Below are 26,232 nucleotides of genomic sequence, written 5' to 3'. Positions count from 1 at the left end.
ATTGTTTCGGTAGTTGGTCATGATATCGATGCGGCGTTTGAACTCGCCTGGGTTTTCCATCCGTTTTTCCATGTCGGTTTTCAGCCCCGTCAGCGTAAAAGCCTTGACAATTTTGGGTATTTCATCGCGGATAGTTTCCCACGCCTTGACATAAGGCTCCATTAGCTGGAATCAGCGATAAGCCCCCAAAGTTATAGGCAGGTTTCAGTATCTGTGATACCGGACGCGTCACTAGGTCAATAAATCGGGAGGCATGGATGGTCTGCCCCATCACAAACCACGATGAAGGCTGATAAAAATCCGGCTCCCACGGTCTGAGCGTGTTATACATCGCCGGATACGTCCAAATAGGCTCAATAATACGAAAACCGCGAAATTTATCGCCCACTTTTGCTCTGTCTTTAAAGAGCGGATTGCGCATTTCATTCTCATCGGCGCCCATGTCAATATAGATATGCGCTATGCCGAACAGACAATCATGCAAAACGGCCTGATGGATCATATCCTGAAGGCGATATTTCACGATTACCCCTTCCACCTCATTAACGAGGTCCTCATCATCGGATGAGGATTTTACGGTTAACCAATTGCGCGTAACCTCGTCAGCAAAAATCGCGGCAACATTGGCGTACTCGGATTGCTGCGCTTTCATGGCCAACATCGGGTATCCCTGAAACCCACCATACAAACAATCACTCCCGAATGCATTCAGGGTTTCATACGGGGTGGCATCATTCGCCAGCGCATCCGCTCTCTTTGCTTCGGGTATCACGCTTGCGGGAGGGGCATAGGGTTTGAATTCGTAGACTGGCTGCTCACTGACCGGATACATATCGATGTCAGAGATGGAAAATGGCTTTTTCCTTTCAGGCTTAACGTCCTTTTTCCTGTTTCTTTTGCTCATTAGAAAAATGCCTCGTCGGGAATATGGAACGGTTTTGGTACGGGCGAAAATGCCATAATTAATGAATCGGCCATGTTGGGTGAAGCGATGCCCCGTTTTTTCATGTCTTTTTTGCTCTCGACTTTCACCCGTCCATTGTTGTCGTAATCCACCCGAGGACGGGATAATTCAGCTTTCAGAGCGTCAAGTTCTTTTATGCCTGAACTGAGACTGATTAACAGGCCATCGGTAAATTGATTGATGAAACGTTTGTCATCCGGATATTTTTCCAAATGCATGATACACCGCCAGGTATTAAAAAAACGGTCTCGGACGCCCCACCAGGCTTGCGCCTTGATATTCGCGAACATATCTTTATTGGTTTTTCCCGCCACATATTTTGCGTCAGGTTTAAAGACAGCCCCACCCGCGTTGAATCCGGTTGCGGTGATATGACATACCCGTCGTAGATGCGCTTTCACCCCTGCCCCTACCCCGATGGAGTCATAGATGATTTCATCGGCATGGACTTCCTCAGCATAGTTTTTGACTCGGTTTGCTGAGCTGATCACGTCACCTTTACTCCACTGCTGGCAATCCGTGACAACCGATCCGTGTGCAAACGTGAGGGCGTTGCTGTCATCGCCCTCATCTGCAACGTCAAAACCGAGTCGTTTAGCCCCCGTTGTCAAAAACCCCAGTTTGATATGGGCATCAATGGCCGCCTGTACCCATTCGGCGGGAATTAAGATACCTTCAACAGACGCTTGATAGTTCAAATCCAGTTCCTGCGCCACAATGACCGGATTATCGATTTTCAGGCACTCTTTTTCGTACCATTGTTTATCTTTACGGGGGTCATTGCGCCAGTGAAAGGTAAACACCGGAATGCGTCCACTGTGGCGTTTTTGGGCAAAAGGATTGTCCATCCCATTAACCGAGCTTAAGTCAATGCGACAGCGGGTAGTTTGGGATAGGGCAGCATCAATCAATAGCGGACGAGGCAAAAAGGCGGCTTCATCGACGAAATAGAGTGTCGTCCGGTCACCCCGTCCAATATTGTCCCCCGCTTCACCCTTGATAATGGCGCCGGTGTTTGGAAAATTGACCCGCATATAAGGCGCGTGTTTTTTCGCTACCCAGCCTCCCCGAAACTCTTGCGGTAACGTTTCTACAAATTTGCGCGCTTTCCAAAATAGCGCTTTCGGGTCACCGGTACTGTCAACATACTCTTCTTTGCGGGAGCCAAAGCCAATTACCATCTCTTTATTAAAGAGACATAAAGCGCATGCGAGTGCAATTGACGTCCAGCTTAAACCCATTTCACGACTCTTTTCGGTAATGCCATTTTCACGTCCTCGCCAGCGGGTCATTATCCAATCAATCCATGCTTCCTGTTTCGGGAACAGCAAAAAAGGAATAGTCACCGGTAGCCCATAATCAATATTACGCGGGTCTGTTGTCATGCCCCAATCAATAATAAATTGGGCGGGGTTTTCCTTATAAAATCGGGTTAATAGTTTAAGATTTTCCGGCTGCTCACGAAGACGTTGTAGTCGCTCAGCGCGCCATTCAAACACCTGAACATAATCCGGTTTTTTAAAGTCAAAAGGGAACGGTAATGGCATAGAAAAATACCCGGAATAAAGCGAGTCAAAAAAAATATATCGCACATACCTGTGTACATAAAAAATATAAAACAGGGTATTGTGAAATATAAAAACATGATATTAAACAATTATATTTATTTAAATATTATTCATTAAATAAGCAAGCCATTTTAACCCTTTACCCCATCAATTTTTTATAGGCTTCTGCCGCCTGTTCGGGGGTCATGTCACGGGTGATATGCTCAATAGGGTTGCCCGCTTTTCCTGTGTGCTCATTACTGACCTGTTCGCGAAAAGACTGAACAGCGATATGCTTACCTAATAGCTCAAGATTCTTAATTTTATCTGGCCATTTTATTTTTTTAAGCAACGCCTCTGCGCCCTCAAGGCGTATCGCCGCAATATCTAAACCACTTAATGTTGTCCGCCAGACTTTAGGCCATTCTTTTATTGGTTTTAAATCGCCTGACTCGTTCAAAATGTCTAATACGTCCATCTGGTCTATATCAACCAAGCGTTTGAGTACATAGTCAGCGTTGACCTCAATGCGATTTTTACGCGCTTCCATAAGCACCTGAATTCTTTTTTGGATGTGAGGTTTTGTTAGGTTTTCGAAAGCAATCTCTTTTGCGGTTTTTTCACTATATCCCGCTCTTATTGCCGCCTGTGTTGCGTTTAAATCAATCAGATACTCTCGACAAAAGGCTTCCTGCTTATCTGTGAGAGTCATAATAGCTACCTTACTTAACCTGAGTTCGGGATAAGGAATTTAATTTTTTATTATATATTCAAATAGTTACTTAAAAAGTATTACATAAAATATGTGCTTGATTTTGATTTTTTTCATGATTTTAGAAGAGAGAGTAGGTTGTTTTTTAACCTACCATTACTAAAAATCTTTACTTTTTTTATCATTTCATTGATTTTAAAAGGTTTTTATTGATAAATGAGCTATTTTTATTTTCTCATAACTACCGCTTATCCCGAACTCAGGTTAATTAATGTTTATTTTTAGCCGCACTCTTCGCCCATCGTTTAGCCTGATTTAAACAATCCTCTATAGCTAGGCGACTTAATTTTGATTACAGCATATATATTAAAAACAGGTCATCGATAGTGCATCCTGTTTCCATCTTTTTACGTTTAGCTTGAGACCATTTATGTTCTATAGGATTTAAATCTGGTGAATACACAGGCAAATATTCTATCTGGTGTCCTGCGTTTATAATTGCCTGTTCAATATTCTTACCTTTGTGAAAGCTAGCGTTGTCCATAAAAAAAAGGGTTGTTCCCAATAAAGCGCCAATAACATTTGTTCTTCCCTTAGCACCCCAGTTTTTCAGGCCAAAACAACGGTGACCTTTTGGGGAATAGCCGTGAGTTCGTGGAGTGTCATGTGAAAAACCACTTTCATCAATAAAAACAACAGATTTATCTTTTTTTTCATACTGTTGTCTTTTTTGCTGATGTGCCAGCCTGTCGCTTTCGTTGGTTTTTGGATGGAATAGAGTTTTTTTTATAGGTTAATCCCAGCTTTTTAAGGGATTGCCAAATAGTCTTTTTACAAACACCGAATCGCTCTGCCCGTTCCTTTTGGTAAGCATCTGGATACTGTTCCACATCTTTTGCTAAAGCATTTTTATCGAGCTTCCTCTTACGTGGCGTTGAATTTTTTGGCTCTGGTCGTTTAAGCCAACGTACTAAAGACGCTTTTCCAATACGGAATTGTTTCGCAGTTTCTCGAATTGTTAAACTTTCGGCTTTCCTTACAGATATTACTTTACGTCGAAAATCAATTGTATAACTCATAACACACCTTGTAATCAAAATTAAGTCGCCTAGCTATATCATCTTGCTTCGTCTGCTTGCGGGCTGTTTGCGGTAATAGCCAATCGCTTCACGGGTGGCTAAGGTGGCGACAGATACACGAGTTTCGCACCAATAAAAAAACGCTCTATTTTTAAGTTTAATTCAGCATAATATATGAATAGACAAAATCTTATAAATTAAAAGCAACTTATTGTAATTTAAACAAATTTATACGTTTTAGTAACTTGCAAATTAACCATTGCTTTTAAGCCATTTCTGGAATTTTATATGCCTGTGCGAAACTCGTGACTTTATAAAATGAACCTTTGACGAAATAGGAATGCCAGCCCACCGAGGCTCGCCAGCTCTGCTGACACCCTCAAGGCTCATTTCTATAAAGTCAGATTCGGTGGAATGTTTAAATGCGCTTTCGTTGCGCTGGAATTGTTAAGATTTGAACGTGTCAATTACTGATTTATTGACACTGTGTTTTAATATACTGTTGTAGATACTTTGTCTGCTTCTCATTCTCAACGATCATCTCTCGGAGACGGAAATAATCTTGTCGAGCTGCCTCACTAAGTTGTGGGGTGGCTTCATCATGTCGGCTCTTGGCGGTGGTGGCACTGAATTCATGACACACTGCGTTGACATGCAACCGCTTAGTGCCAGTATCGACAGCATCATGCAGTTTATCAAGCTCTGCTTTGGCATTATTCAGTTCCTCGGTGTGTTGAATATTGAGTTGATGCAAGGTATCGATTTTTTGCTGTTGCCGTTTCACCGCTTTAATTTGTGCGTGATATTGCTGTTTTAATGTTTGGTAGTTTTGCTTGATGGTTTGATAACTGTAGTTGATAAAAATAAGTGAGAGAATTAACCCTGCAATAATCACTACGATAAATGAGTAAGGTCGCCATAACATATTATGCTCTCTATTTCACGACGGGTCATTAGCCCTTTTTGTTTGATGCCCTCATCGTAGACCCAACGTTTCATCTCATCACATGCCCCTTTACGGTCTCCTGCGTTGAGTTTTTTGAGCAAGGTTGATTTGGCAAAATTGCCCCCGCCGACGTTATAAGCAAATGAGTAAAGGGCTGCCTGTGTTAGCGTGTTGATATTTACCTTAATCAGTGGGTCAACATAGCGCTTGACCGCTTTCAAATCTTCATCAAGAAACTCATCACATTCGGCTTTGCTATAAGTCCGGTTACGTTCAATATCGCTGCCTGTGTGACCATAGCAAACAGAAAGAATACCGCCACCATCGAAATAGGGTTTAAATCTCAATCCTTCGAAATGCGTTATCATCGTTGTTGCTAAAAACAACGCACTACCGCCCGTTGCCATCAATATTTTTTTCGGTATCTTCATACTGAAGTTCCTTGAGTCTGTACTCCTTTTTGCGGTAGTACACGTTGATAAAAAATGTCCCTATCGTGCAGACAATACCCATCACAGCTACCCACTGCTCAAGGGTAAAAAAATCAAAAATCGTTGTCATGACTCCCCCGATGGTGGTCATGATGCCCCACAGATAGGCGGCAGGTGTTGAGTATTTTTCAGACATGCGCATATACCCTACCTTTGAGGGTTCCATTGCTTGGATTAAACAGGGAGCCAACCGCCTTACTCGTTTAAGTTTCTGGATTTGGGAGTATTGCGGTGGCGTAAAAACAAAAAAACCTCGCAAGAGCGAGGTGCGCAAAAATTACTTAATCGAGGTTTTATTTATCAGCGTACATTTCTGCTGGACGCAAAAACCCATTATCGGCACTTTAGCATACCTTTTGCGCGCGCACTAGTGTTTGATAACTATTTGTATGATATTTGTACAATATGTCGATATCTAATTGAATATCAAGGGTTTCTAGGCATCCCAGAATAAATCCTTCCGCTATTTGCATTCTTTCTCTGATTTCGCCGTCACGCACTTTGAACTTTCGCGCAATAGTACGCTTGGATATCCCTCTGATGTAATAATCCTCGATGTAACTCAACTCTCTTGCCATACCCACCGTGTTAAGCCGACTGACGCACACATCAATCACTAGCCCGTCCGCATCACTGCACGATAAGCGATTGGCTCCTGTAAACGGCATGAAGCGATTAAAGCCCGATGCCACCGGCAACCAGCTCACCGATGCATAAGGATCACCCGCACACCAACCGCCCCAGTGTAGTAGTATTTTCTCAATGTCTCTGCGCATGGTCTTTTCGCTCCTGTTGTGAATGGGAACATTTTTGCTAAATTATTTAAAGTTTTTTTGAGGTAACTGATAAAAATGATCCTGTTACCTACCCTAACTCCTTTTGATATAAGGCTTAACCAAGTTTTAGGTAACAGGTAATAGTTACTTTTAAAACTATATATACGTACGCACATACACTTACACACACCTACACCCTCGCATACAATATATGTTCAAAACATCAGTTACCTGTTACCTTTTTCACTTAACGTTATGATTTTAATGTAAAAAACAGAGGTAACAGATCTTCTTTTATCAGTTACCTTAACTCAATTAGTCAAAAATCTTTTTTTTAACTGTTACCTCTTACCTTTCGCACTGGAATTGTTGTTTTATAAACTTTGCCCTTGCAATTTTTCATAAGTTTCATAGATTCCACGTAATTCAGTGCTACTAAATTCGCGATTTTTTTCCAATATCCAAAAGCGGTAGGCTATACCTTTAATTTTTACTAATTTTGTAACAGGCCGCTTCGTCCTTTCTTTTAAAATTCGAGTAATATGTTTCTGGTTAATCTCAGCTTCCAAGCCAATTTCCTTGATAACTTCATTAACTATTTGCTGATAGGTCATAGCGGGTACGGGAGGATTCTCTAGAAGCGTAATAATCGCTACTTCAATATCACTTTTATTACTTTCGATCATTAATTGACGTTCTTTGGTATTAGGGGCCCGTTGCCAATTAAATTTTGATATATCAACCTCCATGAGATACCAATACACCTGTGCGATAAAATCGCTATCGCTGAGTGCACTATATAACTCGGCATAATGATCTTCATCAGCGGCAGTATCAGGCCCTCCAAGAACCGCTATGCGTCGATCTTCCTCTGGTAATGCTAAAGCGTCATAATGGTTAGTGTAAAAAAGAAATCCTGTAAATATATCAATAGTCATTTTTCGTCCGTATTTCCTGTTAACTTCAAAACGAGACTCTGTCAGCACATCACGGATTTTGTCATTAACCTCATACCTTTTAGTGTTTTCCTTAACTTCATCTACAGTGCATAATAACGTGTGATACAGATAATCGTGATACTGGTTATCACACAAGACATTCATACGTGTTCGGGAGCAGTTCCATGCTCCTAACACTCTTTCCATTAATTGGCTAAGCCATCCCCTGCCGGTACCATGCGCAGTGGCCACATGTAATATGGATATAGGACACCTACGTTCTGGACGCTGAACGAACCATGCCAGACGTGCAATGAAAAACTTACGTTGCCATTCATCTGGCACTAAGTAATTCATATGGTTAAGAAAGATCTCAGTCTTACGTGTGTTTAAGTTTTTTGCATGCTTCGGCATATAGAATTGATTAATATCAAAACGCCCGTCAGGTCGTTGCACTAACCTATCTTTTCCGGGTTGATACCCCACACACTCAGCCACTTGTTTTTTAGGATGCTCTATCCAGCGTTTCGTTGCAGCAATTGGCTGACCTTTTTTACTTGCTGAAGGTATTTGATAAGGTGCCATTAGATTTTTAAACGATCTCATCTCCATCATACAATTATAAGGAGGTCGTAGTAGGTCACAGACCTGATCACCTTCAATCACATAAATAAAACGTTCAAGGAAATGACTTGTCATATCCATATTGATATTGGTAAAACCATCTTCAGTCTTATTATCCGACAGATCGTCAAAATCATCTTTACCAAACCCAATAGCGTGCAAGAAATCACCATCGTTTCTATGAGCACAACTGGCATGCAGACATTTAAAATGCCCGACGTCAAAACCAGCTGTGTTTTTAGGGAAATACGCCGTACTGGTGACCCCACTATAAGTGCTATGCCCACTTTCAAAAGGACAACTGATATAGCGTTCTCCATTACGGCCATAGTCTAGTGTTAGCCCCTGACTATCCAAGAATTCAGCGACTTCATCAGTTGCATTAGGCGTTGCGATCGAACGGTCTCTTACTTTACCTAAGCGACTCGATTCAGACGAAGACACAACGGGTAATTCGGTAGCTAAAGCCTTCCAGAAATCATTTAACTGTTTTTCTGTAATCATAAAAGGTTCAGACGGTAAATCATTATCCCATCGAATCCGCGCACCAGTAGGATGCGCCCCCATGGCGACAAACTGTTGACCTTTAGCGAGAAGCTCAATGATCCCCAAATCGTTTTTTAAACGATGCACACGTTTAGAATAATCACCTTCTACTGCGATGAGGTAAAGGCATTTGTTACTGTTATCTCGAAAACGACGTGGCGGGATTTGACCAAAAGACTTTAGCATAAAGGACTGGATACTGGCTTGGACATCTGCATCGTCACTATCACAATCCAGTGCTATTATACCAGAGCCTGTTTTGACACAGATACCGTAATCAGGCTCCACCATCCATTTTTCTATGTCTTCCCCTGTCGACGATTTAGTAGTCCATTCGGTGATCCCAATAACCTGTCGCTGAGAATTATACACAGTTGGCGTTTTGCCTAGCGCTTTCATTTTGCTGTAAGGCGAAATAGTAGCTTCAGTATTACAAACCACAGGTAATAATTTATCGGTATAACCGAGGACTAAATCGAAGTGCGCCCATTCATCAGGCAACGCACCCCATGTTTTTAGGCGATCAAGCTCGTCATAAGAGCCAGCAACAGTAGGACTCGGGCGCTGATCACTAACACTACGCCCGACGGAATAATTTATTTGCATGGGTTATTTGGCCTTTGACTTATTTAATCTTGACTTGATAGAGGAATTAGTCATTTGCTTTAAATAAAATTTTTCTAGGGCAACCATTGTAGATATACGCGAATCTTTTGTTTTTCCAGTCAGTATTCGGCTTATTGAAGGCTGTTTAATACCGGTATGAGCTTCTATTTCTGATTGAGTTAATCCAAGTGATAATAATGCTTTGACGATTTCTATAGGTGATTTCTTATACATGGTATTTTTCCAATTTCGTTTCATTCAATCGTTAAAAATACCAATTCGCATAAATATTTTCAATGCGAAAATTTTATTTAAATTCAATTATAATATGCGTAAAAGTATATTCTGAATTTAATACATAATTATAAGGGGTAACATAATGGGGATGGGGACTCAAAATTTAAATAAAAATATCAAGATATTAATGGATGAAAAGGGGGTTAAAAGTGTTGCGGAACTATCACGTCGTATTGGGATGCCACAACCTACACTCCATAGAATGTTAAGTGGAGAAGTTAAAAGTCCACGATTAGAAGTAGTTCAAAAAATTGCTAATTTTTTTAGAGTCGAAGCAAGTGAATTGCTATATAAAGATTTGAGTACGACAAACATCTCTGAAGAAAGCGATACAACATCATTTACAAGGGTCGAACTTAATGCTATTCCGTTCAATTTTTGCAAGGTTCCTGTGTTAGGAACAACACAGTTGGGTGGAGGTGGATATTGGAATTCCAAGGAATCATCGATCGAACATGACTATGGTTATATTATTTGGCCAACGGAGGATAAAGATGCTTTTGCGCTTCGTTGCCAAGGCGAATCAATGATGCCACGAATTCAACATGGAGAATTCGTTGTTATGGAGCCCAACTATAAATATAAACCCGGTGACGAAGTTCTAGTTCAAGATGATAACGGCCAGGTTATGGTAAAAACATTTCTTTATCAAAGAGATGATGTTATTCATTTGCTTTCTATTAACGCTGACCATCCACCAATACGTCTCGCATCGTCAACCATTAAAAAAATCATTTACGTGGCAGGCATTGTTAAGGATTCTCTTTATTATAGAGACTAAGTGAGTACGTCCACTCAACCATCAATACGATTTCTTAAAAATAATGCGAAAAATAATTGACTAAATGCATTTTTAGTATAACATCATCTATGCGATTATGAATAAAAGAGTTTATATGAATATCTGCTCTTTAACAATTTAGAAAGTCGGAACAGCACAGATTTTTCTGTATAGACCCCTGCGCATAAAATGCGATGTATCGTCAAACGCGATCCGGTTGGCGAGAAGATTAGCCCCATTTGATAAAAATGGTCGTGAAAGGGCAACACTGACAGAGAAAGAAATGCAAACGCAAACAACACTAATTATAGGTCATTTTGCGAAGTGGCCTATGGTGAGTAACGACAGTTGCACATCAGATACCGATATCAAGAGGTTGTTCAATGCTTAAATACATCAATATTTCGATTAGATTTTTATTTTTAGTCCTTGCTCTTCCAATCATTTTTTATCTTGCACGAGTTTCGCACAGGCATATAAAATTCCAGAAATGGCTTAAAAGCAATGGTTGATTTGCAAGTTACTAAAATTACAATAAGTTGCTTTTTATTTATAAGATTTTGTCTATTTATATATTATGCTGAATTAAACTTAAAAAATAGAGCGTTTTTTTATTGGTGCGAAACTCGTGTCTTGGTGTAATTCAAAATACTGATTTGCGTATTTTTATAGGTAGATGGGAAACCAAGGCTGAAGCGCTCCTCTTATCAATTCAAACTTTCTTAGATAAATATTTCCCTTGTAGTGGTCAACTAAAATTGGCCACCCTACCTGACTGTTCACGGAACAGTCGCTCTGATTCGTTTGGCGTTAATCCACCGTTATACCAGTGAGGTCTTATATCGCTATAGTAGTGGGTTATGTAGCGAATAATGGCTGACTGAGCAGTACTAAAGCTTTGGTAGCCAGTCGTTGGCACCCATTCGGTCTTCAGACTACGGAAGAATCGTTCCATCGGACTATTATCCCAACAATTCCCTCTGCGAGTGATACTTTGGATCATCTGATAACGCCACAATGCCTGCCTATACTGACGACTGGTATAATGACTTCCCTGATCACTATGGAACATCACCTGTTTTGGATGCCCACGTAGTTCCCAAGCCATTTGTAGTGCTTGGGCGGTTAATTCTGAGTCTGGTGCAAATGACATTGCCCAGCCCACCGGTTTTCGGGCAAACAAATCCAATACCACAGCCAGATAGGCCCATCGTGAGCCTGTCCAAATATAGGTTACATCGCCGCACCAAACCTGGTCAGGCTTTGTAACAGCGAACTGCCTATTGAGCAGATTTGGAATATCAATACGTTCATTTCCACCGCGGTTGTATTTATGTTTTCGCTCTTGGCAACTGACGATGATTAATTCTTTCATCAACTTACCCGCTAACCACCGCCCAAGTTTCACGTTGTGTGTATTGGTAACCATCGTGGCGATAGTCCTTGCGCCAGCAGAGCCGCCATTAACGTTCCACGCTTCGCTGACTAGGCTACGTTTTATCGTCCGCTCAATATCTGGCTCCTTAGGCCGACACCAATAGCGATAACTGCTTCGGTGAACATTAAAAATACGACACAAAGTTTTCACCGGATAAAGCACTCTTAGCTTTTCAACTACCGAAAATTTTTCAGTGAGTCGGACATTAAGAGCGCAGTAGCCTTTTTTAAGATGTCATTCTCCATTTCCAGCCGGTGGATTTTTTTCTTCATTTCTCTGAACTCAATTTGTTCAGGTGTTAATGGCAGACCAGGCGATGTTTTCCATTGACGTTCTAAACGAAGGGCTCTTACCCACCGGCTAATCGCTGAAAGACTGACGTTCATGCCTTTCGCGGCTTCCTGGTAGGTGTAATTTTGGTCAAGGACTAATTTGGCGGTTTCACATTTAAATTCAGCAGTAATTATTTTACTCATTTCGGCACCTATAAAAATTATGAGGTAAGCATATCACCTCAACTTAGGTGGCCAAATTTAGTATGCCACTACACCTGTAAGGTCTGAAGGGAATGAATGATGTCAAAGACAGTCGGTTTTGGGGTGTGTGAAATAACCAAAATACAGCCATCAAGTTAAAAGCAACACCCAGGGCACTACCAGTATGGCTGTAAATATAAACCGGATAGCTCCGGCACACACCACCAAAACTGATTTGTATTTAGGAGAAATGATAAAATTTGAAGAATTAAGTGAAAAATCCCAAGATAAAGCCAGTGAAGCTTTACTGTATGCATTACAGGCGGAAATGGATTCAAATCGTATTATTGATAAGGTCAGGGCGAAAGCGCTTGCCTCGGCTATCGGAGACGGTTTTATTGCGCTGGAAATAGAAGAGTCAGAAAAAAATGCTAGTAAAGATTCTGGTAAAAATAACAAGAATTTTGGTTTTGCTAATTCATAATGCATATGGTAACCAGGCTTCCCAATCGTCAACCATGCTACAAAATATTATAGATGGACAACCATAAGATAAAAGATTTCATATTGTTTTGAATCAGCATCATATAGTCACCTATTGCTAATATCCTTACTTTAGCTTTGCGGTAATTTATATACCTGTTTTGTGTGTCGTGGGAATACACAGAAGGGAGCGAGCCTGACGCGCCAGAAATATCAGGCATCCTCTATCTAACCCAATCCATCGGAAAAACCACCATGCAAAAAACAAAAATCCTGTCATCGGAGCGATTTCCGATGAACAACAACGTCCGGCGCTTACGCTATTTACAAAAATTAGAAGCGCTAAAACGCAATGCTAATCACCAATTTCCTGTCACTTTATATCGTTGAGGTCGACGCATAATGCTTACCGCAAATACCCCCCTGCTGGCAAGACTGGCAGAAAATCACACGCAAATGGTCATCGCCCATAATCAACTGGCTGAAGCCCATAAAATGTTAATCAGTCAGCTGGTCGGACAATTTGAAAATGACCCGAGTGACCCAAACGAACCGACAGGGGCAAACAAACCGAAATCCTTTGCGCCGGATGTTAAGCTACAACCTGCAACGCCGGTTATCGATGAGCCTAAAGAACAAATTAAGTCTGAGCCTGAGCCTGTTGTCGCCGAGAAAAAGGTTAAAGCCCCTAAGACAGAAACGAAACCTAAACCTATTGAACCGATTGTTGAAGCGCCTAAAGTAGAGCCTAAACCCGAACCTGTTGATATTGAATCGCTTGAGCTACGTGAAATTGTTGCCCTATCGGTTTTATTTGGCAACAAAGCGGTTAAACCTGACAATATGCAATTGGCTAGCGCCAGAGCAATTCCTGCATCCGAAAAAGCAGATAGTACAACGGGGCAAATTGATGCGCTTTATTGCGCCTTAGATGGCATAAGTAAAATTAAAATGCTCTCAAAAACCTCGACTTTTGATTTGTGCCTAAAAATTTTGGCCAATTGGAATAATCTCTCTGGCATTACCGAACGTCGAGAATTCGCCTTGCCATTATTCAAAAAAGCACTGCGTAGTGATGCATCAACATTGATTACCCAACTTGTAAAAGGGAGATATCGCAATGAAGCGGTGGATATCCTCACATCATTCAACGCTAAAAAACTGGGTGACGTTACCGATGACAATTTAGTTCAGTTTATCGAAAAAGCACAAAGCGTTTTAGCCGATGATAAATCCGAGGGTAGCGATGGCTGAACATGCAAAACTTTCCCCCTCCTCAGCGCATAGATGGTTGAGATGCGCCGCCAGTCTCGCAGTAGAAGCCACCTTACCCGATAAAACATCACCGTTTGCTGAAGAAGGCAGCGCTGCGCATGCCTTAGCGGAAAGTATCTTAAAAATGCGCCAAAATCCCTATAGTGAAGGGCGTAAGCGAACATCTGGCTTTGATGCGAAGGATTATATCGGCGCGTATCCGTTGCTAAAAGCCAATTCGCCCCAAGTGGATGAAGAGATGATTGAACACGTCCAGACCTATATCGATACCGTCTGGCAACTGGCGGACGGAAAACTCTTACAGGTTGAAGAACGAGTAGATTTTTCTCAGGTCATTGGCGTAGAAAATTCATTTGGTGCCGCGGACGCGATTATTGTCAGTGATGATGAGCTACAAATCCATGACCTGAAATATGGTAAAGGCGTTAAAGTGGATGCCCAGAACAATGCGCAGCTCATGCTTTATGCGCTGGGGGCGTTACATCAGTTTGACCTTGTTTATGATTTTAAAACGGTTCGTCTTTTTATTCATCAGCCCAGACTTAACCATCTGTCCGAATGGACAGTATCGGTTGAGGACTTAAAAAACTTTGGTGACTTAGCCAAATTGAGGGCGCAAAAAGCCACAGAGATGGCAACCCTTGCCGAGCGCAGCGGTCTTGATGCCTTACCGGATAGTGCCTTTTCACCGGGCATCAAGCAATGCCAGTTCTGTAAAGCAAAAGGCGGATTGTGTTTTGCGCAGGCGCAGTTTGTGCATAACGAAGTCAAAGGCGATTTTGTCGATTTAACTCAACCTTTAGCGCCCCAACTAAGCGAGGCACCACAGCGCATTACGCTACTAACGCCTGAGCAAATGGCAAAACTCTACCAGCATGTCGATTTGATAGAGAGCTTTTGTAAAGCCTTGCGAAATCGGGTCGCCGAGGCATTACATACTGGGCAATCAGTACCTGGCTTTAAACTGGTTATTGGCAAACAGGGTAATCGCACTTGGTGTGATGAACGTGAAGCCGAATCGCTGTTAAAAGGCGCAAAACTTAAACAAGAGCAAATCTACCACAAGAAAATTATCAGCCCACGACAGGCTGAAAATTTGCTTAAGAAAGACAAACCTAATCGCTGGGCAAAACTGGAAGCACTTATTCAACGGGCAGACGGTAAACCGGTCATCGCTCCGGAATCTGACCCTCGCCCTGCTCTGGTTATTAATCCCTTAAACGACTTTGACGATGTGACCGAAGCGTCACTCGCTGACAAATCCATCTAATTAAAAGGTAATGTTATGAAAATCAAATTAAACAACGTACGTCTGGCTTTTCCTGATTTATTTGAACCTTCTCAGTTTAGTGGTCAGAGCGAATTCAAATACCGCGCCACTTTCCTTATCGCCAAAAGTCGTACTGAGCTGATTGATGAAATTAAAGCCGGTATTAAACACGTGATTGGCGAAAAATGGGGCGCAAAGGATATCGAAAAAATCTATAACAGCATTTGTAATAATCCTAACCGTTTTTGCTTACGCGATGGGGATACCAAAGAGTACGACGGCTATGCCGGAAACCTGTACATTAGCGCCAGCAACAAATCTCGTCCGTTAGTTATTGACCGTAACACTTCACCGTTAACCGCACAGGATGGTCGCCCCTACTCTGGCTGTTACGTTAACGCCACCATTGAGTTTTACGCCTATGACAATAACGGTAAAGGGGTTTCAGTGTCATTAAGAGGCGTTCAGTTTTTCCGTGATGGTGACGCCTTTAGCGGTGGAAATGTGGCCTCTGTTGAAGAATTTGACGACCTGAGCATGGCTGAGGAAGAAGCATTATTAGCCAGCTAACACACGAACTACCGCAGCCTGAGGTAGTGAAACAATCAGGCATCACGCTAAATTCCTTGAGGAGGCTCGAAATGAAATTAGATAATATGTGTGAAAGCATTACGCTCACTAACCCCAGTAATAACAGCCATTATCTGCTTAATTTAGCGCAACCCTGTTACACCGATGAAGAAACCAAAACATTAATCAATATGATTCAACTACTGGCTGAAGAAAACCAATACTTGAGAAAAGAGAATCAGCGATTGGCAAAAAGCCATCGTTGAGTTGGTGGGTTATGCAGGGTTCGAACCTGCGACCGATGGATTAAGAGTCCACTGCTCTACCAACTGAGCTAATAACCCAAGACCTCGCAATTATAACCACAAAATACCCATTGACGAAAGAAGAAATCATGCGCTATAGTTTATTTACATCTGCAAAATCAGATGTCGGGATTTGCACCCCGCTGTGATTATCACGACACATGTACACGCCGCGAGCGTGTTTTTTAATGTCGTAATCTAGTCACATCTCTATGGTGGGCTGGATGGGGCAACCGAAAGGTTGGCCGTCTGATAATCGCGGTAGTGCAAACCCTGTTCAGTTCACCACCAAGATGAGTTTTGTACCTCTTTGGTGGTGGTAAATTCAGATTATCAATGGAGGTCTTATGACACTTCAATTATCTACTATCAGACCTAACGTCAAAATCCATAACGGTAAAGCGATCACTACAACTGACAATGTAGCTCATTACTTTGGCAAACAACATCATCATGTTGTACAAAAAGTAGAATCGCTTGAATGCTCAGAAGAATTTATCACTCGCAACTTTTCGCGAATGATAAAAAACGTACAACTTGCTAAGGGTGCAACTCGTGAAGTCGTTTACTACGAAATGACCAAAGACGGCTTCGTATTTTTAGTCATGGGATTTACAGGCAAAAAAGCAGCACAATTTAAGGAAGCCTATATTGCTGAATTTAATCGCATGGAAACCAAGTTACACTCTACACCAAAATACCAACCTAAAGCCACAGAGCGTTTTAGCCATTCAGACACCCGTAACCTGACACATTTAGTTTGGTGTATGACAAATGGTTTTCGTTTTGAGCGTTCATGGAGTAATGCAGTGTGGTTGGCTTTGCGTGAAGTGACCGGCACACCTTCACCGGAGCGTTTTCAGGTAGCGCATATTCCGTTAATGGCTGATGAGTGCCGGCGGATTTACTATATAACCGAGACATTGCGCCAAATTATCAATGACGCTGAAAAGCAGACGATTAAGCGACTTTTACGTAAGCGTGAGAATATCGATACCGTGTTAGCGGAGATCAAACAGCTTTTTGAGCATTTTCACCATGAACAAATCGGGATAATCACCACTCGTACCGATCAGTGGTACGAAGGTGAACTTACCCACTTCTTAGAACGCCATTAATTAATCTTACGCCCTTTATTATAGGGGCAATCTTTCATCAATTTTATTATTGAGAGATTTCTACATGCAAAATTTAATGAACGCACAAAATCATGAGTTTCGCACAGGCATATAAAATTCCAGAAATGGCTTAAAAGCAATGGTTAATTTGCAAGTTACTAAAACATATAAATTTGTTTAAATTACAATAAGTTGCTTTTAATTTATAAGATTTTGTCTATTTATATATTATGCTGAATTAAACTTAAAAATAGAACGTTTTTTATTGGTGCGAAACTCGTGATTTAATGAGGTAGCTGAAAGAGGCTATCAAGGCGGTATTGCTCAGTTACGTCGATTTGTTTGTCAATTTAAACCAAGCATTGTTCCCGAACCTGTCGTCCGTTTTGAAACACAGCCAGGTCAACAAATGCAAAAAACGATCACTAAAAGCGTTTGTTGCAACGCTTGGCTACTCGCGTGCTTGTAGTGGTCAACTAAAATTGGCCACCCTACCTGACTGTTCACGGAACAGTCGCTCTGATTCGTTTGGCGTTAATCCACCGTTATACCAGTGAGGTCTTATATCGCTATAGTAGTGGGTTATGTAGCGAATAATGGCTGACTGAGCAGTACTAAAGCTTTGGTAGCCAGTCGTTGGCACCCATTCGGTCTTCAGACTACGGAAGAATCGTTCCATCGGACTATTATCCCAACAATTCCCTCTGCGACTGATACTTTGGGTCATCTGATAACGCCACAATGCCTGCCTATACTGACGACTGGTATAATGACTTCCCTGATCACTATGGAACATCACCTGTTTGGGATGCCCACGTAGTTCCCAAGCCATTTGTAGTGCTTTGGCGGTTAATTCTGAGTCTGGTGCAAATGACATTGCCCAGCCCACCGGTTTTCGGGCAAACAAATCCAATACCACAGCCAGATAGGCCCATCGTGAGCCTGTCCAAATATAGGTTACATCGCCGCACCAAACCTGGTCAGGCTTTGTAACAGCGAACTGCCTATTGAGCAGATTTGGAATATCAATACGTTCATTTCCACCGCGGTTGTATTTATGTTTTCGCTCTTGGCAACTGACGATGATTAATTCTTTCATCAACTTACCCGCTAACTACCGCCCAAGTTTCACGTTAAGCGTGTTGCTTAATAGTGAAATAAGGGTATTTCGGTGATTGAAGTAAATTTTAGGCTGTTCTGAGATGGAAATTCCAAAGACCGGCACTAAGGAGTAAAAAGGTATCATCAATAAAGGGTCTACGATTCCGTAAAATTTGGGTCATACAACCGAGGCGCTTGATACCCGCGATGGCGTGTTCAACCGTAATACGGATGCCCGAGATTATTTTATTTTCTTGTTTTTGTTCAGGCGATAAAGGTCTTTTTCGAGTTCCTTTTTTTGGGATTTGTGTATTAGGATGCTGTTTATCTATACCTTGAAAACCGGTATCGGCCCAGATGGTTACCTCAGGGGGAATATGGCGAATTATATCGACTTTATCGAGTAAGCGTTTATCGTGACGGCGCCCATTTTTGATCATGGGGATAAATCCAATTTTCCTCGTTTCGTCAGTCATATAGCTAGGCGACTTAATTTTGATTACAAGGTGTGTTATGAGTTATACAATTGATTTTCGACGTAAAGTAATATCTGTAAGGAAAGCCGAAGGTTTAACAATTCGAGAAACTGCGAAACAATTCCGTATTGGAAAAGCGTCTTTAGTACGTTGGCTTAAACGACCAGAGCCAAAAAATTCAACGCCACGTAAGAGGAAGCTCGATAAAAATGCTTTAGCAAAAGATGTGGAACAGTATCCAGATGCTTACCAAAAGGAACGGGCAGAGCGATTCGGTGTTTGTAAAAAGACTATTTGGCAATCCCTTAAAAAGCTGGGATTAACCTATAAAAAAAACTCTATTCCATCCAAAAACCAACGAAAGCGACAGGCTGGCACATCAGCAAAAAAGACAACAGTATGAAAAAAAAGATAAATCTGTTGTTTTTATTGATGAAAGTGGTTTTTCACATGACACTCCACGAACTCACGGCTATTCCCCAAAAGGTCACCGTTGTTTTGGCCTGAAAAACTGGGGTGCTAAGGGAAGAACAAATGTTATTGGCGCTTTATTGGGAACAACCCTTTTTGCTATCGGATTATTTGATTGCAATATTAATCGTGATGTTTTTTATGTTTGGATCACAAAAATATTGCTCCCAGAACTTCCTGAAAATTCTGTTATTTTTATGGACAACGCTAGCTTTCACAAAGGTAAGAATATTGAACAGGCAATTATAAACGCAGGACACCAGATAGAATATTTGCCTGTGTATTCACCAGATTTAAATCCTATAGAACATAAATGGTCTCAAGCTAAACGTAAAAAGATGGAAACAGGATGCACTATCGATGACCTGTTTTTAATACATATGCTGTAATCAAAATTAAGTCGCCTAGCTATAATAAGCCCTTTTCGAGTGGTCTGTCTTTTCTTTCCCGAATACATTTTTTTTCGCCGACGCAGATTCTTAGGCTTTTGGACAGGTCGCTCTGTCCCATCAATAAAGACGTCTTTAACTCCAGGAAAGGCGCGAAAAAATTCCTCAGCAGAGCGAATTTGACGAGCGGGCAAAACACATTCTCGCCCCAAGGTCATCTCTAAAACCGGCAATAATATTTTTACCCAGCGACATACCCGTGTTCTATCTAAACCAAAAAGAAGTCCTTGCAAATCATAGGTCGGATAACATTTTAAATACAATAAAATAAAAAGCAGTTTATCTAATGGGGTTGGGATAAATCCTTTCTGCCCTGCACCCATCTGCCGCTCGTGATCTTTTCGATTCTTTTTCCGATAAATCAAATAACAAGCTGAAAATTCAGCGGCTAAATTTTTCAATTCTTCGACTGATAATCCAATGATTGCTTTACATAAACGATTATCTCGTAACAACCGCTCTTTGTTGATCATTTCAAACCGTTATTTTCTAAGTTAAACCTCTTTTTATTGTCTATAGCGTGACAAAAAATGCAAGTCTCTATTCAGCAACTATTTTGTTGTGTGTATTGGTAACCATCGTGGCGATAGTCCTTGCGCCAGCAGAGCCGCCACTAACGTTCCACGCTTCGCTGACTAGGCTACGTTTTATCGTCCGCTCAATATCTGGCTCCTTAGGCCGACACCAATAGCGATAACTGCTTCGGTGAACATTAAAAATACGACACAAAGTTTCCACCGGATAAAGCACTCTTAGCTTTTCAACTACCGAAAATTTTTCAGTGAGTCGGACATTAAGAGCGCAGTAGCCTTTTTTAAGATGTCATTCTCCATTTCCAGCCGGTGGATTTTTTTCTTCATTTCTCTGAACTCAATTTGTTCAGGTGTTAATGGCAGACCAGGCGATGTTTTCCCTTGACGTTCTAAACGAAGGGCACTTACCCACCGGCTAATCGCTGAAAGACTGACGTTCATGCCTTTCGCGGCTTCCTGGTAGGTGTAATTTTGGTCAAGGACTAATTTGGCGGTTTCACATTTAAATTCAGCAGTAATTATTTTACTCATTTCGGCACCTATAAAAATTATGAGGTAAGCATATCACCTCAACTTAGGTGGCCAAATTTAGTATGCCACTACACTTGCAAGCCATACAGGGCAAAAACGAAAGGTAAAGTAGAGCGCTTTAACCACTATTTAAAAAACAGGTTTATCATACCATTAAATACCGTACTTCGTGCTCATAATCTTGAACTGAATATCGAGATAGCCAATGCAAAAGTGGGTCCATGGTTAGAACGAGTCGCTCATCAGCGGATTCATGGAACAACCTTAGAAAAGCCAGCAAACAGATTAGATAAGGAAGTTAAGTATTTTCTTCCCTTACCAGCAAGGGTTTGCCAATCTATCTCGCAGACTAATACGCTTAATATCCGTATCGTACCGCCCCTTGAATCTGTCAATTTGCAACACTCAATCAGCGTATATGAAGCATTGCTGGGAGGTGGACATGTTATTGCATGAACAAATTGAACACCTGTGTGAGTCATTGAAATTAAATTCTGTTCCGACTCATTGGTCATCACTTGCCGAACAGTGCATCGCCCAAGACAAAAGCTACGGAGAGTTTTTACTGTCCCTATTAAAATGTGAGCAACAACAACGAGATGAACGAACTCGCAATCTCTTTAGTCGGATGGCGGGATTCCCAACGCACAAACAACTCAGTACGTTCGATTTTAAGTTTGCAACGGGCGTTCCTAAGCAACAAATACAGGAATTAAGCGCATTAACGTTTATTGAGCGTAATGAAAATGTAGTGTTGCTTGGCCCAAGTGGTGTAGGCAAAACGCATTTAGCTATTGGATTAGGATTAAAAGCAGTACAGGCCAAGAGGAAAACCCGCTTTACAACAGCGGCTGAACTGATGTTGCAACTCTCAACGGCTAAACGACAAAATAAGCTCAAACAATATCTATCACGTTCGGTGATGGCACCGAAGTTGTTGATCATAGATGAGATTGGATACCTACCGTTTGGGCGAGAGGAAGAAAACCTATTTTTCAATGTGATTGCCAAGCGTTATGAGCATGGCAGTGTTATATTGACGAGTAACTTATCATTTGGGCAATGGCCCGGTGCCTCTGCTGATGACGTAACATTAACCGCCGCTATGCTTGATCGTTTACTTCATCATTCGCATGTACTGCAATTGAGCGGTAAAAGCTATCGATTGAAAGATAAGCGGCGCTCAGGAGCAATAACCGAATAAAATAGTGGATCAATTTTGATTGATCGTATTTAGCTAAAAAGTGGATCAGTTTTCGGTGATCGTTGACAATAAGGATAGATTATGCCTCGTTTACTGTTTTGCGATTTAGAAACCTACAGCGATATACCGATTAATTGTGGCACTCATCGCTATGCTGAAAATGCAGAAATATTACTTTTTGCGTATGCTTACAATCATGACCCTGTCAAGGTCTGGGATGTGACCGAAGATAAAACGATGCCCACAGATTTAAAAGCCTATCTTGATAACCGAGAAATCTTAACCGTTTGGCATAATGGGGGGATGTTTGATGCGGTGATTTTAAACACGGTGTTAAATATCGACTTACCTTTATCTCGCGTTCACGATACCCTGGTACACTCCCTGGCGCATGGCCTACCCGGTGCGCTTGATTCGCTTTGCGATATTTTCAATGTCAATAACGATAAAGCCAAAGATAAAGAGGGTAAAGCGCTCATACAGCTATTTTGCAAACCCCGTCCTAAAAACAGCAAAATACAACGCGCCACTGCGTTAACTCACGCAGAGGAATGGCAACGTTTTAAGCAATACGCTGGTTCAGATATTTCAGCCATGCGCGAGATTTATCAACATTTACCCCGTTGGAATATGAATTTTGACGAAATAGATTTATGGCAGTTAGACCAAAAGATTAATCGTCGGGGGATGGGTATGGATGTTGAGTTGGCCAAAAGCGCCTTGACAGCCGTTGAAAACGAGCAAAAACGGTTATCAGCAATCACACAGCAATTAACGGATAATACCGTACAGGCTGCCACACAACGCGATGCCCTGTTACAGCATATCGTTTCAGCATTTGGTATCGCATTACCGGATATGCAGGCCAGCACCCTCCAGCGCCGAATTAATGACCCTGATATTCCACCGGCTTTACGCGAACTGTTGTCAATCCGTCTGCAATCGTGCACAACCAGCACCAGTAAATACAAAGCGCTGTTAAAATCGGTAAGTGTAGATGGACGTCTTCGAGGGACTAAGCAATTTTGTGGCGCCTCACGCACCGGACGCTGGGCGGGGCGTATTTTTCAGCCGGATAATCTCCCAAGACCCTCTCTTGACCAAAAGACGATTGATAACGGTATTGAAGCCTTAAAAGCCGGTTGCGCCGAACTCATTTGCGATGACATTATGCGACTGACCAGTTCTGCGCTAAGAGGATGTATTATCGCACCACCGGGTAAAAAACTGGTTATTTCTGACCTATCAAATATTGAAGGTCGCATGTTGGCATGGCTGGCAGGGGAAAAATGGAAAGTCAACGCTTTTAGCGAATTTGATAACGGCAAAGGCGATGACTTATATAAACTCGCCTACGCACGCGCATTTAATCTTTTACCTGAAAATGTTACTAAAGCCCAGCGGCAAATCGGTAAGGTGATGGAGCTGGGCTTGGGCTATGGCGGGGGCGTTGCGGCATTTTTGACGTTCGCCCTCGCCTATGGACTAGAATTAGATGAACTGGCGGAAGCGGCGTTACCTAACATACCGCCTAACGTTAAGCGAGAGGCGATGAGCTGGTATCAAAAATCCGTTGAAGCGGATAAAACTTATGGCCTCAGCGAAAAAGTCTTTGTTACCTGCGATTCCCTTAAGCGCATGTGGCGCAATGCCCATCCACAAACGGTATCATTTTGGCACGATATTGAAGACGCGGTAAAAAAGTCCATTCAGGTGCCGAATATACCTTTCAAATGCCGTAAACTTACCGTCCGTCGCGATAAAGGTTGGCTCAGGATTTGTCTACCTTCAGGGCGCAGTATTTGCTACCCTTCTGCGCGAATAGAGAATGGACAAATTACCTATATGGGTACTAATCCCTACAGCCGTAAATGGGAACGGTTAAAAACCTACGGCGGAAAAATTACTGAAAATATTTGTCAGGCCGCCGCACGGGATGTCCTAACGTATAACATGCCACGTATTGAAAAGGCAGGTTATGAGATTGTCTTAACCGTCCATGATGAAATTATCAGTGAAACGCCGGATACCCTACAATTCTCAGCCGAGGGGTTAAGTATACTGTTAAGTCTTAATCCAGACTGGGCTTTAGATTTACCCCTTAGAGCCAATGGCTTTGAGACTTATCGCTATCGAAAGGAATAAATTAGAAAATTATAAGGTTTATCCACTATGCAAGACGAACTCAATATATTACCGCTGAAAAAATACCCTTACCCAATAACGACTTTTTCTGGATTATAGCTAAGCGACTTTAAAATGATTATAATAAATTGCTATCATATCAGTAAATTTATATTGGATAAGATCATATCTTTTGGTAATCAAAATAATGTCGCCTAGCTATACTGGAAAAATGCAGATTAGGTAAAATCACACCGAAAATGAAAGGGAATTTTATATGCTATGAATTACCATCCGGTGTATACATTAATCTATATAGTAATAACACCATTCAACTACAAGATAATCCGTCAGCAACCTTGGTTATTGAAAAAATACTTAAAACACATTTACCTCACTATTCGCCCCCTAAGAGCAATACCCTTCCAGCCGACTAGGAAGTGGTTTATTTTTGGAGCTATCATGGCCTTTAGAAAAAACGACAGCCCACTTTATTTTAACGCGGCACACGATGCGGTTCACCTTGAACAGTCAGGCCAATACCATGAAGCTGCGCGCGCATGGTCACAGGCAAACCGACTGGCGCGCAATCGCAATAATCGTATCTGGAGTGAGAACCGCGCCGATTTTTGCCTTATGCAAATCAAACGGGAACATATTAAAAGGATGCATTCATGCGGTTAATCAGGGAAGATAGCATCGAAAAAAATTTGGTGCGAAAAATCGGGGGAATTGCCTATAAATTTGTTTCACAGGGGCGACGCGGAGTACCTGACCGATTAGTTGCACTCCCCAATGGCAACATTATTTTTGTGGAATGTAAAGCACCTGGCGAAAAACCTACCCCTTACCAATTACGCGAACACGCACGGCTTTTTGCTCTAGGTCATCAGGTCATCGTACTGGTGTAGTGGTCAACTAAAATTGGCCACCCTACCTGACTGTTCACGGAACAGTCGCTCTGATTCGTTTGGCGTTAATCCACCGTTATACCAATGAGGTCTTATATCGCTATAGTAGTGGGTTATGTAGCGAATAATGGCTGACTGAGCAGTACTAAAGCTTTGGTAGCCAGTCGTTGGCACCCATTCGGTCTTCAGACTACGGAAGAATCGTTCCATCGGACTATTATCCCAACAATTCCCTCTGCGACTGATACTTTGGGTCATCTGATAACGCCACAATGCCTGCCTATACTGACGACTGGTATAATGACTTCCCTGATCACTATGGAACATCACCTGTTTGGGATGCCCACGTAGTTCCCAAGCCATTTGTAGTGCTTTGGCGGTTAATTCTGAGTCTGGTGCAAATGACATTGCCCGGCCCACCGTTTTTCGGGCAAACAAATCCAATACCACAGCCAGATAGGCCCATCGTGAGCCTGTCCAAATATAGGTTACATCGCCGCACCAAACCTGGTCAGGCTTTGTAACAGCGAACTGCCTATTGAGCAGATTGGAATATCAATACGTTCATTTCCACCGCGGTTGTATTTATGTTTTCGCTCTTGGCAACTGACGATGATTAATTCTTTCATCAACTTACCCGCTAACCACCGCCCAAGTTTCACGTTGTGTGTATTGGTAACCATCGTGGCGATAGTCCTTGCGCCAGCAGAGCCGCCACTAACGTTCCACGCTTCGCTGACTAGGTACGTTTTATCGTCCGCTCAATATCTGGCTCCTTAGGCCGACACCAATAGCGATAACTGCTTCGGTGAACATTAAAAATACGACACAAAGTTTCCACCGGATAAAGCACTCTTAGCTTTTCAACTACCGAAAATTTTTCAGTGAGTCGGACATTAAGAGCGCAGTAGCCTTTTTTAAGATGTCATTCTCCATTTCCAGCCGGTGGATTTTTTTCTTCATTTCTCTGAACTCAATTTGTTCAGGTGTTAATGGCAGACCAGGCGATGTTTTCCCTTGACGTTCTAAACGAAGGGCTCTTAGCCACCGGCTAATCGCTGAAAGACTGACGTTCATGCCTTTCGCGGCTTCCTGGTAGGTGTAATTTTGGTCAAGGACTAATTTGGCGGTTTCACATTTAAATTCAGCAGTAATTATTTTACTCATTTCGGCACCTATAAAAATTATGA

28 protein-coding genes, 1 tRNA gene and 4 pseudogenes are annotated in these 26,232 nt (G+C 41.9%); 15 read left to right on the top strand and 18 right to left on the bottom strand.

Features of this window, described 5'->3' with window-relative positions:
* Positions 1-121 precede the first annotated feature (121 nt).
* From AYJ55_RS08155 to AYJ55_RS08105, 11 genes are all read right to left on the bottom strand, one after another.
* A complete protein-coding gene (locus tag AYJ55_RS08155) occupies positions 122-904 on the bottom strand; it encodes an anti-CBASS protein Acb1 family protein (RefSeq protein ID WP_063655472.1) in 783 nt (260 codons plus the stop codon).
* Positions 904-2,511 (bottom strand): terminase large subunit, encoded by a 1,608-nt coding sequence (locus AYJ55_RS08150; protein WP_063653405.1) that lies wholly within the window; start codon positions 2,509-2,511, stop codon positions 904-906. The genes AYJ55_RS08155 and AYJ55_RS08150 overlap by 1 nt, the downstream gene beginning before the upstream one ends.
* Positions 2,512-2,671: 160 nt before the next feature.
* Positions 2,672-3,223 carry a terminase small subunit gene (locus AYJ55_RS08145; protein ID WP_063655470.1) on the bottom strand — a complete coding sequence of 184 codons (552 nt, stop codon included), beginning with the start codon at positions 3,221-3,223 and terminating at the stop codon, positions 2,672-2,674.
* A gap of 352 nt (positions 3,224-3,575) precedes the next feature.
* Positions 3,576-3,911 carry a transposase gene (locus AYJ55_RS08140; protein WP_063655468.1) on the bottom strand — a complete coding sequence of 112 codons (336 nt, stop codon included), beginning with the start codon at positions 3,909-3,911 and terminating at the stop codon, positions 3,576-3,578.
* 25 nt (positions 3,912-3,936) lie between these two features.
* Positions 3,937-4,302, bottom strand: coding sequence for an IS630 transposase-related protein (locus AYJ55_RS08135; protein WP_063655466.1), 366 nt, complete (start codon positions 4,300-4,302; stop codon positions 3,937-3,939).
* A 475-nt stretch (positions 4,303-4,777) separates the two neighbouring features.
* Positions 4,778-5,227: a lysis protein gene (locus AYJ55_RS08130; RefSeq protein WP_063655464.1), complete on the bottom strand. Its 450-nt coding sequence runs from the start codon at positions 5,225-5,227 to the stop codon at positions 4,778-4,780.
* Positions 5,197-5,679, bottom strand: a complete 483-nt coding sequence (locus AYJ55_RS08125; RefSeq protein ID WP_063655462.1) for a lysozyme — start codon at positions 5,677-5,679, stop codon at positions 5,197-5,199. The genes AYJ55_RS08130 and AYJ55_RS08125 overlap by 31 nt, the downstream gene beginning before the upstream one ends.
* Complete coding sequence (locus tag AYJ55_RS08120) at positions 5,639-5,875, bottom strand: phage holin family protein (RefSeq protein WP_245677308.1); 237 nt, start codon at positions 5,873-5,875, stop codon at positions 5,639-5,641. Before AYJ55_RS08120 ends, AYJ55_RS08125 begins: the two co-directional genes overlap by 41 nt.
* 208 nt (positions 5,876-6,083) lie before the next feature.
* On the bottom strand, positions 6,084-6,515 hold the full coding sequence (locus AYJ55_RS08115; protein WP_063655457.1) for an antiterminator Q family protein: 432 nt from the start codon (positions 6,513-6,515) through the stop codon (positions 6,084-6,086).
* A gap of 374 nt (positions 6,516-6,889) precedes the next feature.
* Positions 6,890-9,229: a DUF5906 domain-containing protein gene (locus tag AYJ55_RS08110; RefSeq protein ID WP_162505401.1), complete on the bottom strand. Its 2,340-nt coding sequence runs from the start codon at positions 9,227-9,229 to the stop codon at positions 6,890-6,892.
* Positions 9,230-9,232: 3 nt separating this feature from the next.
* Positions 9,233-9,487 carry a helix-turn-helix transcriptional regulator gene (locus AYJ55_RS08105; protein WP_074167982.1) on the bottom strand — a complete coding sequence of 85 codons (255 nt, stop codon included), beginning with the start codon at positions 9,485-9,487 and terminating at the stop codon, positions 9,233-9,235.
* A gap of 121 nt (positions 9,488-9,608) precedes the next feature.
* Between AYJ55_RS08105 and AYJ55_RS08100 the strand changes: the two genes are divergently transcribed.
* Entirely contained in the window at positions 9,609-10,307 is a 699-nt protein-coding gene (locus AYJ55_RS08100) for a S24 family peptidase (protein ID WP_063655455.1), read from the top strand.
* Between the two features lie 748 nt (positions 10,308-11,055).
* Here the strand turns inward: AYJ55_RS08100 and AYJ55_RS08095 are convergent.
* Positions 11,056-12,221 (bottom strand): IS3 family transposase gene (locus tag AYJ55_RS08095; protein WP_162505400.1). Its coding sequence is split into 2 segments (ribosomal slippage): positions 11,056-11,966 and positions 11,966-12,221, totalling 1,167 coding nucleotides; the frame shifts between segments, so codons are not numbered across the junction.
* 184 nt (positions 12,222-12,405) lie between these two features.
* Here AYJ55_RS08095 and AYJ55_RS08085 point away from each other — a divergent pair.
* The 6 genes from AYJ55_RS08085 to AYJ55_RS08060 all read left to right on the top strand — a co-directional run bounded on the left by AYJ55_RS08085 (position 12,406) and on the right by AYJ55_RS08060 (position 16,085).
* Entirely contained in the window at positions 12,406-12,705 is a 300-nt protein-coding gene (locus AYJ55_RS08085) for a hypothetical protein (protein WP_063655451.1), read from the top strand.
* 254 nt (positions 12,706-12,959) lie between these two features.
* The gene (locus AYJ55_RS34480) at positions 12,960-13,094 is read left to right on the top strand and encodes a hypothetical protein (RefSeq protein WP_281181108.1); all 135 of its coding nucleotides are present in this window, start codon (positions 12,960-12,962) and stop codon (positions 13,092-13,094) included.
* Between the two features lie 12 nt (positions 13,095-13,106).
* Entirely contained in the window at positions 13,107-13,958 is an 852-nt protein-coding gene (locus AYJ55_RS08075) for a hypothetical protein (RefSeq protein WP_063655447.1), read from the top strand.
* Complete coding sequence (locus AYJ55_RS08070) at positions 13,951-15,249, top strand: DUF2800 domain-containing protein (protein ID WP_063655445.1); 1,299 nt, start codon at positions 13,951-13,953, stop codon at positions 15,247-15,249. The genes AYJ55_RS08075 and AYJ55_RS08070 overlap by 8 nt, the downstream gene beginning before the upstream one ends.
* Positions 15,250-15,264: 15 nt before the next feature.
* Complete coding sequence (locus AYJ55_RS08065) at positions 15,265-15,819, top strand: DUF2815 family protein (protein ID WP_063655443.1); 555 nt, start codon at positions 15,265-15,267, stop codon at positions 15,817-15,819.
* 71 nt (positions 15,820-15,890) lie between these two features.
* Entirely contained in the window at positions 15,891-16,085 is a 195-nt protein-coding gene (locus AYJ55_RS08060) for a hypothetical protein (RefSeq protein ID WP_063655441.1), read from the top strand.
* A 2-nt stretch (positions 16,086-16,087) separates the two neighbouring features.
* On the opposite strand, the gene AYJ55_RS08055 is transcribed toward AYJ55_RS08060, so the two are convergent.
* A tRNA-Lys gene (locus AYJ55_RS08055) sits at positions 16,088-16,163 on the bottom strand.
* A 308-nt stretch (positions 16,164-16,471) separates the two neighbouring features.
* Here AYJ55_RS08055 and AYJ55_RS08050 point away from each other — a divergent pair.
* Positions 16,472-17,242 carry a Rha family transcriptional regulator gene (locus AYJ55_RS08050; RefSeq protein ID WP_063655439.1) on the top strand — a complete coding sequence of 257 codons (771 nt, stop codon included), beginning with the start codon at positions 16,472-16,474 and terminating at the stop codon, positions 17,240-17,242.
* Between the two features lie 289 nt (positions 17,243-17,531).
* Positions 17,532-17,706 (top strand): annotated as a pseudogene (locus AYJ55_RS35740) (IS21 family transposase); the annotation flags it as partial.
* Between the two features lie 8 nt (positions 17,707-17,714).
* Here AYJ55_RS35740 and AYJ55_RS08045 read toward each other — a convergent pair.
* Positions 17,715-18,353: pseudogene (locus tag AYJ55_RS08045) on the bottom strand (IS3 family transposase); the annotation flags it as partial.
* A gap of 76 nt (positions 18,354-18,429) precedes the next feature.
* Positions 18,430-18,819: a transposase family protein gene (locus tag AYJ55_RS08040; protein ID WP_063653631.1), complete on the bottom strand. Its 390-nt coding sequence runs from the start codon at positions 18,817-18,819 to the stop codon at positions 18,430-18,432.
* Between the two features lie 37 nt (positions 18,820-18,856).
* On the opposite strand from AYJ55_RS08040, the gene AYJ55_RS08035 reads away from it, so the two are divergent.
* Both AYJ55_RS08035 and AYJ55_RS25405 read left to right on the top strand, forming a co-directional pair.
* Positions 18,857-19,222: an IS630 transposase-related protein gene (locus AYJ55_RS08035; RefSeq protein WP_063653415.1), complete on the top strand. Its 366-nt coding sequence runs from the start codon at positions 18,857-18,859 to the stop codon at positions 19,220-19,222.
* On the top strand, positions 19,146-19,679 hold the full coding sequence (locus AYJ55_RS25405) for an IS630 family transposase (RefSeq protein ID WP_162505291.1): 534 nt from the start codon (positions 19,146-19,148) through the stop codon (positions 19,677-19,679). Before AYJ55_RS08035 ends, AYJ55_RS25405 begins: the two co-directional genes overlap by 77 nt.
* Here AYJ55_RS25405 and AYJ55_RS08030 read toward each other — a convergent pair.
* Positions 19,610-20,212: a transposase family protein gene (locus tag AYJ55_RS08030; protein ID WP_063654504.1), complete on the bottom strand. Its 603-nt coding sequence runs from the start codon at positions 20,210-20,212 to the stop codon at positions 19,610-19,612. The genes AYJ55_RS25405 and AYJ55_RS08030 overlap by 70 nt on opposite strands.
* A gap of 97 nt (positions 20,213-20,309) precedes the next feature.
* Positions 20,310-20,803, bottom strand: a pseudogene (locus tag AYJ55_RS32835) (transposase); the annotation flags it as partial.
* Positions 20,804-21,245: 442 nt separating this feature from the next.
* On the opposite strand from AYJ55_RS32835, the gene istB reads away from it, so the two are divergent.
* The 4 genes from istB (at position 21,246) to AYJ55_RS32830 (ending at position 25,042) form a co-directional block, all read left to right on the top strand.
* A complete protein-coding gene (gene istB, locus AYJ55_RS08010; protein ID WP_063655427.1) occupies positions 21,246-22,007 on the top strand; it encodes an IS21-like element helper ATPase IstB in 762 nt (253 codons plus the stop codon).
* Between the two features lie 81 nt (positions 22,008-22,088).
* On the top strand, positions 22,089-24,152 hold the full coding sequence (locus AYJ55_RS08005) for a DNA polymerase (RefSeq protein WP_063655425.1): 2,064 nt from the start codon (positions 22,089-22,091) through the stop codon (positions 24,150-24,152).
* Between the two features lie 261 nt (positions 24,153-24,413).
* Complete coding sequence (locus tag AYJ55_RS35115) at positions 24,414-24,815, top strand: ANR family transcriptional regulator (RefSeq protein WP_342668150.1); 402 nt, start codon at positions 24,414-24,416, stop codon at positions 24,813-24,815.
* Positions 24,806-25,042 carry a PDDEXK family nuclease gene (locus AYJ55_RS32830; protein ID WP_063655421.1) on the top strand — a complete coding sequence of 79 codons (237 nt, stop codon included), beginning with the start codon at positions 24,806-24,808 and terminating at the stop codon, positions 25,040-25,042. The genes AYJ55_RS35115 and AYJ55_RS32830 overlap by 10 nt, the downstream gene beginning before the upstream one ends.
* 3 nt (positions 25,043-25,045) lie before the next feature.
* Here AYJ55_RS32830 and AYJ55_RS28350 read toward each other — a convergent pair.
* Positions 25,046-26,209, bottom strand: a pseudogene (locus AYJ55_RS28350) (IS3 family transposase).
* Positions 26,210-26,232 lie beyond the last annotated feature (23 nt).

Origin of the sequence: Candidatus Arsenophonus triatominarum (genome assembly GCF_001640365.1) — a bacterium.
GTDB lineage: Bacteria > Pseudomonadota > Gammaproteobacteria > Enterobacterales > Enterobacteriaceae > Arsenophonus > Arsenophonus triatominarum.
The sequence above is the reverse complement of the archived record's forward strand: the minus strand, read 5'-3'. Positions and strand labels throughout refer to the sequence as shown.

Excerpts from the sequence above, each read along its gene's own strand:
- AYJ55_RS08155 (WP_063655472.1), bottom strand. The coding sequence starts at position 904 with ATGAGCAAAAGAAACAGGAAAAAGGACGTTAAGCCTGAAAGGAAAAAG.
- AYJ55_RS08150 (WP_063653405.1), bottom strand. The coding sequence starts at position 2,511 with ATGCCATTACCGTTCCCTTTTGACTTTAAAAAACCGGATTATGTTCAG.
- AYJ55_RS08145 (WP_063655470.1), bottom strand. The coding sequence starts at position 3,223 with ATGACTCTCACAGATAAGCAGGAAGCCTTTTGTCGAGAGTATCTGATT.
- AYJ55_RS08135 (WP_063655466.1), bottom strand. The coding sequence starts at position 4,302 with ATGAGTTATACAATTGATTTTCGACGTAAAGTAATATCTGTAAGGAAA.
- AYJ55_RS08130 (WP_063655464.1), bottom strand. The coding sequence starts at position 5,227 with ATGTTATGGCGACCTTACTCATTTATCGTAGTGATTATTGCAGGGTTA.
- AYJ55_RS08125 (WP_063655462.1), bottom strand. The coding sequence starts at position 5,679 with ATGAAGATACCGAAAAAAATATTGATGGCAACGGGCGGTAGTGCGTTG.
- AYJ55_RS08120 (WP_245677308.1), bottom strand. The coding sequence starts at position 5,875 with ATGTCTGAAAAATACTCAACACCTGCCGCCTATCTGTGGGGCATCATG.
- AYJ55_RS08115 (WP_063655457.1), bottom strand. The coding sequence starts at position 6,515 with ATGCGCAGAGACATTGAGAAAATACTACTACACTGGGGCGGTTGGTGT.
- AYJ55_RS08110 (WP_162505401.1), bottom strand. The coding sequence starts at position 9,229 with ATGCAAATAAATTATTCCGTCGGGCGTAGTGTTAGTGATCAGCGCCCG.
- AYJ55_RS08105 (WP_074167982.1), bottom strand. The coding sequence starts at position 9,487 with ATGAAACGAAATTGGAAAAATACCATGTATAAGAAATCACCTATAGAA.
- AYJ55_RS08100 (WP_063655455.1), top strand. The coding sequence starts at position 9,609 with ATGGGGATGGGGACTCAAAATTTAAATAAAAATATCAAGATATTAATG.
- AYJ55_RS08085 (WP_063655451.1), top strand. The coding sequence starts at position 12,406 with ATGGCTGTAAATATAAACCGGATAGCTCCGGCACACACCACCAAAACT.
- AYJ55_RS34480 (WP_281181108.1), top strand. The coding sequence starts at position 12,960 with ATGCAAAAAACAAAAATCCTGTCATCGGAGCGATTTCCGATGAACAAC.
- AYJ55_RS08075 (WP_063655447.1), top strand. The coding sequence starts at position 13,107 with ATGCTTACCGCAAATACCCCCCTGCTGGCAAGACTGGCAGAAAATCAC.
- AYJ55_RS08070 (WP_063655445.1), top strand. The coding sequence starts at position 13,951 with ATGGCTGAACATGCAAAACTTTCCCCCTCCTCAGCGCATAGATGGTTG.
- AYJ55_RS08065 (WP_063655443.1), top strand. The coding sequence starts at position 15,265 with ATGAAAATCAAATTAAACAACGTACGTCTGGCTTTTCCTGATTTATTT.
- AYJ55_RS08060 (WP_063655441.1), top strand. The coding sequence starts at position 15,891 with ATGAAATTAGATAATATGTGTGAAAGCATTACGCTCACTAACCCCAGT.
- AYJ55_RS08050 (WP_063655439.1), top strand. The coding sequence starts at position 16,472 with ATGACACTTCAATTATCTACTATCAGACCTAACGTCAAAATCCATAAC.
- AYJ55_RS08040 (WP_063653631.1), bottom strand. The coding sequence starts at position 18,819 with ATGACTGACGAAACGAGGAAAATTGGATTTATCCCCATGATCAAAAAT.
- AYJ55_RS08035 (WP_063653415.1), top strand. The coding sequence starts at position 18,857 with ATGAGTTATACAATTGATTTTCGACGTAAAGTAATATCTGTAAGGAAA.
- AYJ55_RS08030 (WP_063654504.1), bottom strand. The coding sequence starts at position 20,212 with ATGATCAACAAAGAGCGGTTGTTACGAGATAATCGTTTATGTAAAGCA.
- istB (WP_063655427.1), top strand. The coding sequence starts at position 21,246 with ATGTTATTGCATGAACAAATTGAACACCTGTGTGAGTCATTGAAATTA.
- AYJ55_RS08005 (WP_063655425.1), top strand. The coding sequence starts at position 22,089 with ATGCCTCGTTTACTGTTTTGCGATTTAGAAACCTACAGCGATATACCG.
- AYJ55_RS35115 (WP_342668150.1), top strand. The coding sequence starts at position 24,414 with ATGAATTACCATCCGGTGTATACATTAATCTATATAGTAATAACACCA.
- AYJ55_RS32830 (WP_063655421.1), top strand. The coding sequence starts at position 24,806 with ATGCGGTTAATCAGGGAAGATAGCATCGAAAAAAATTTGGTGCGAAAA.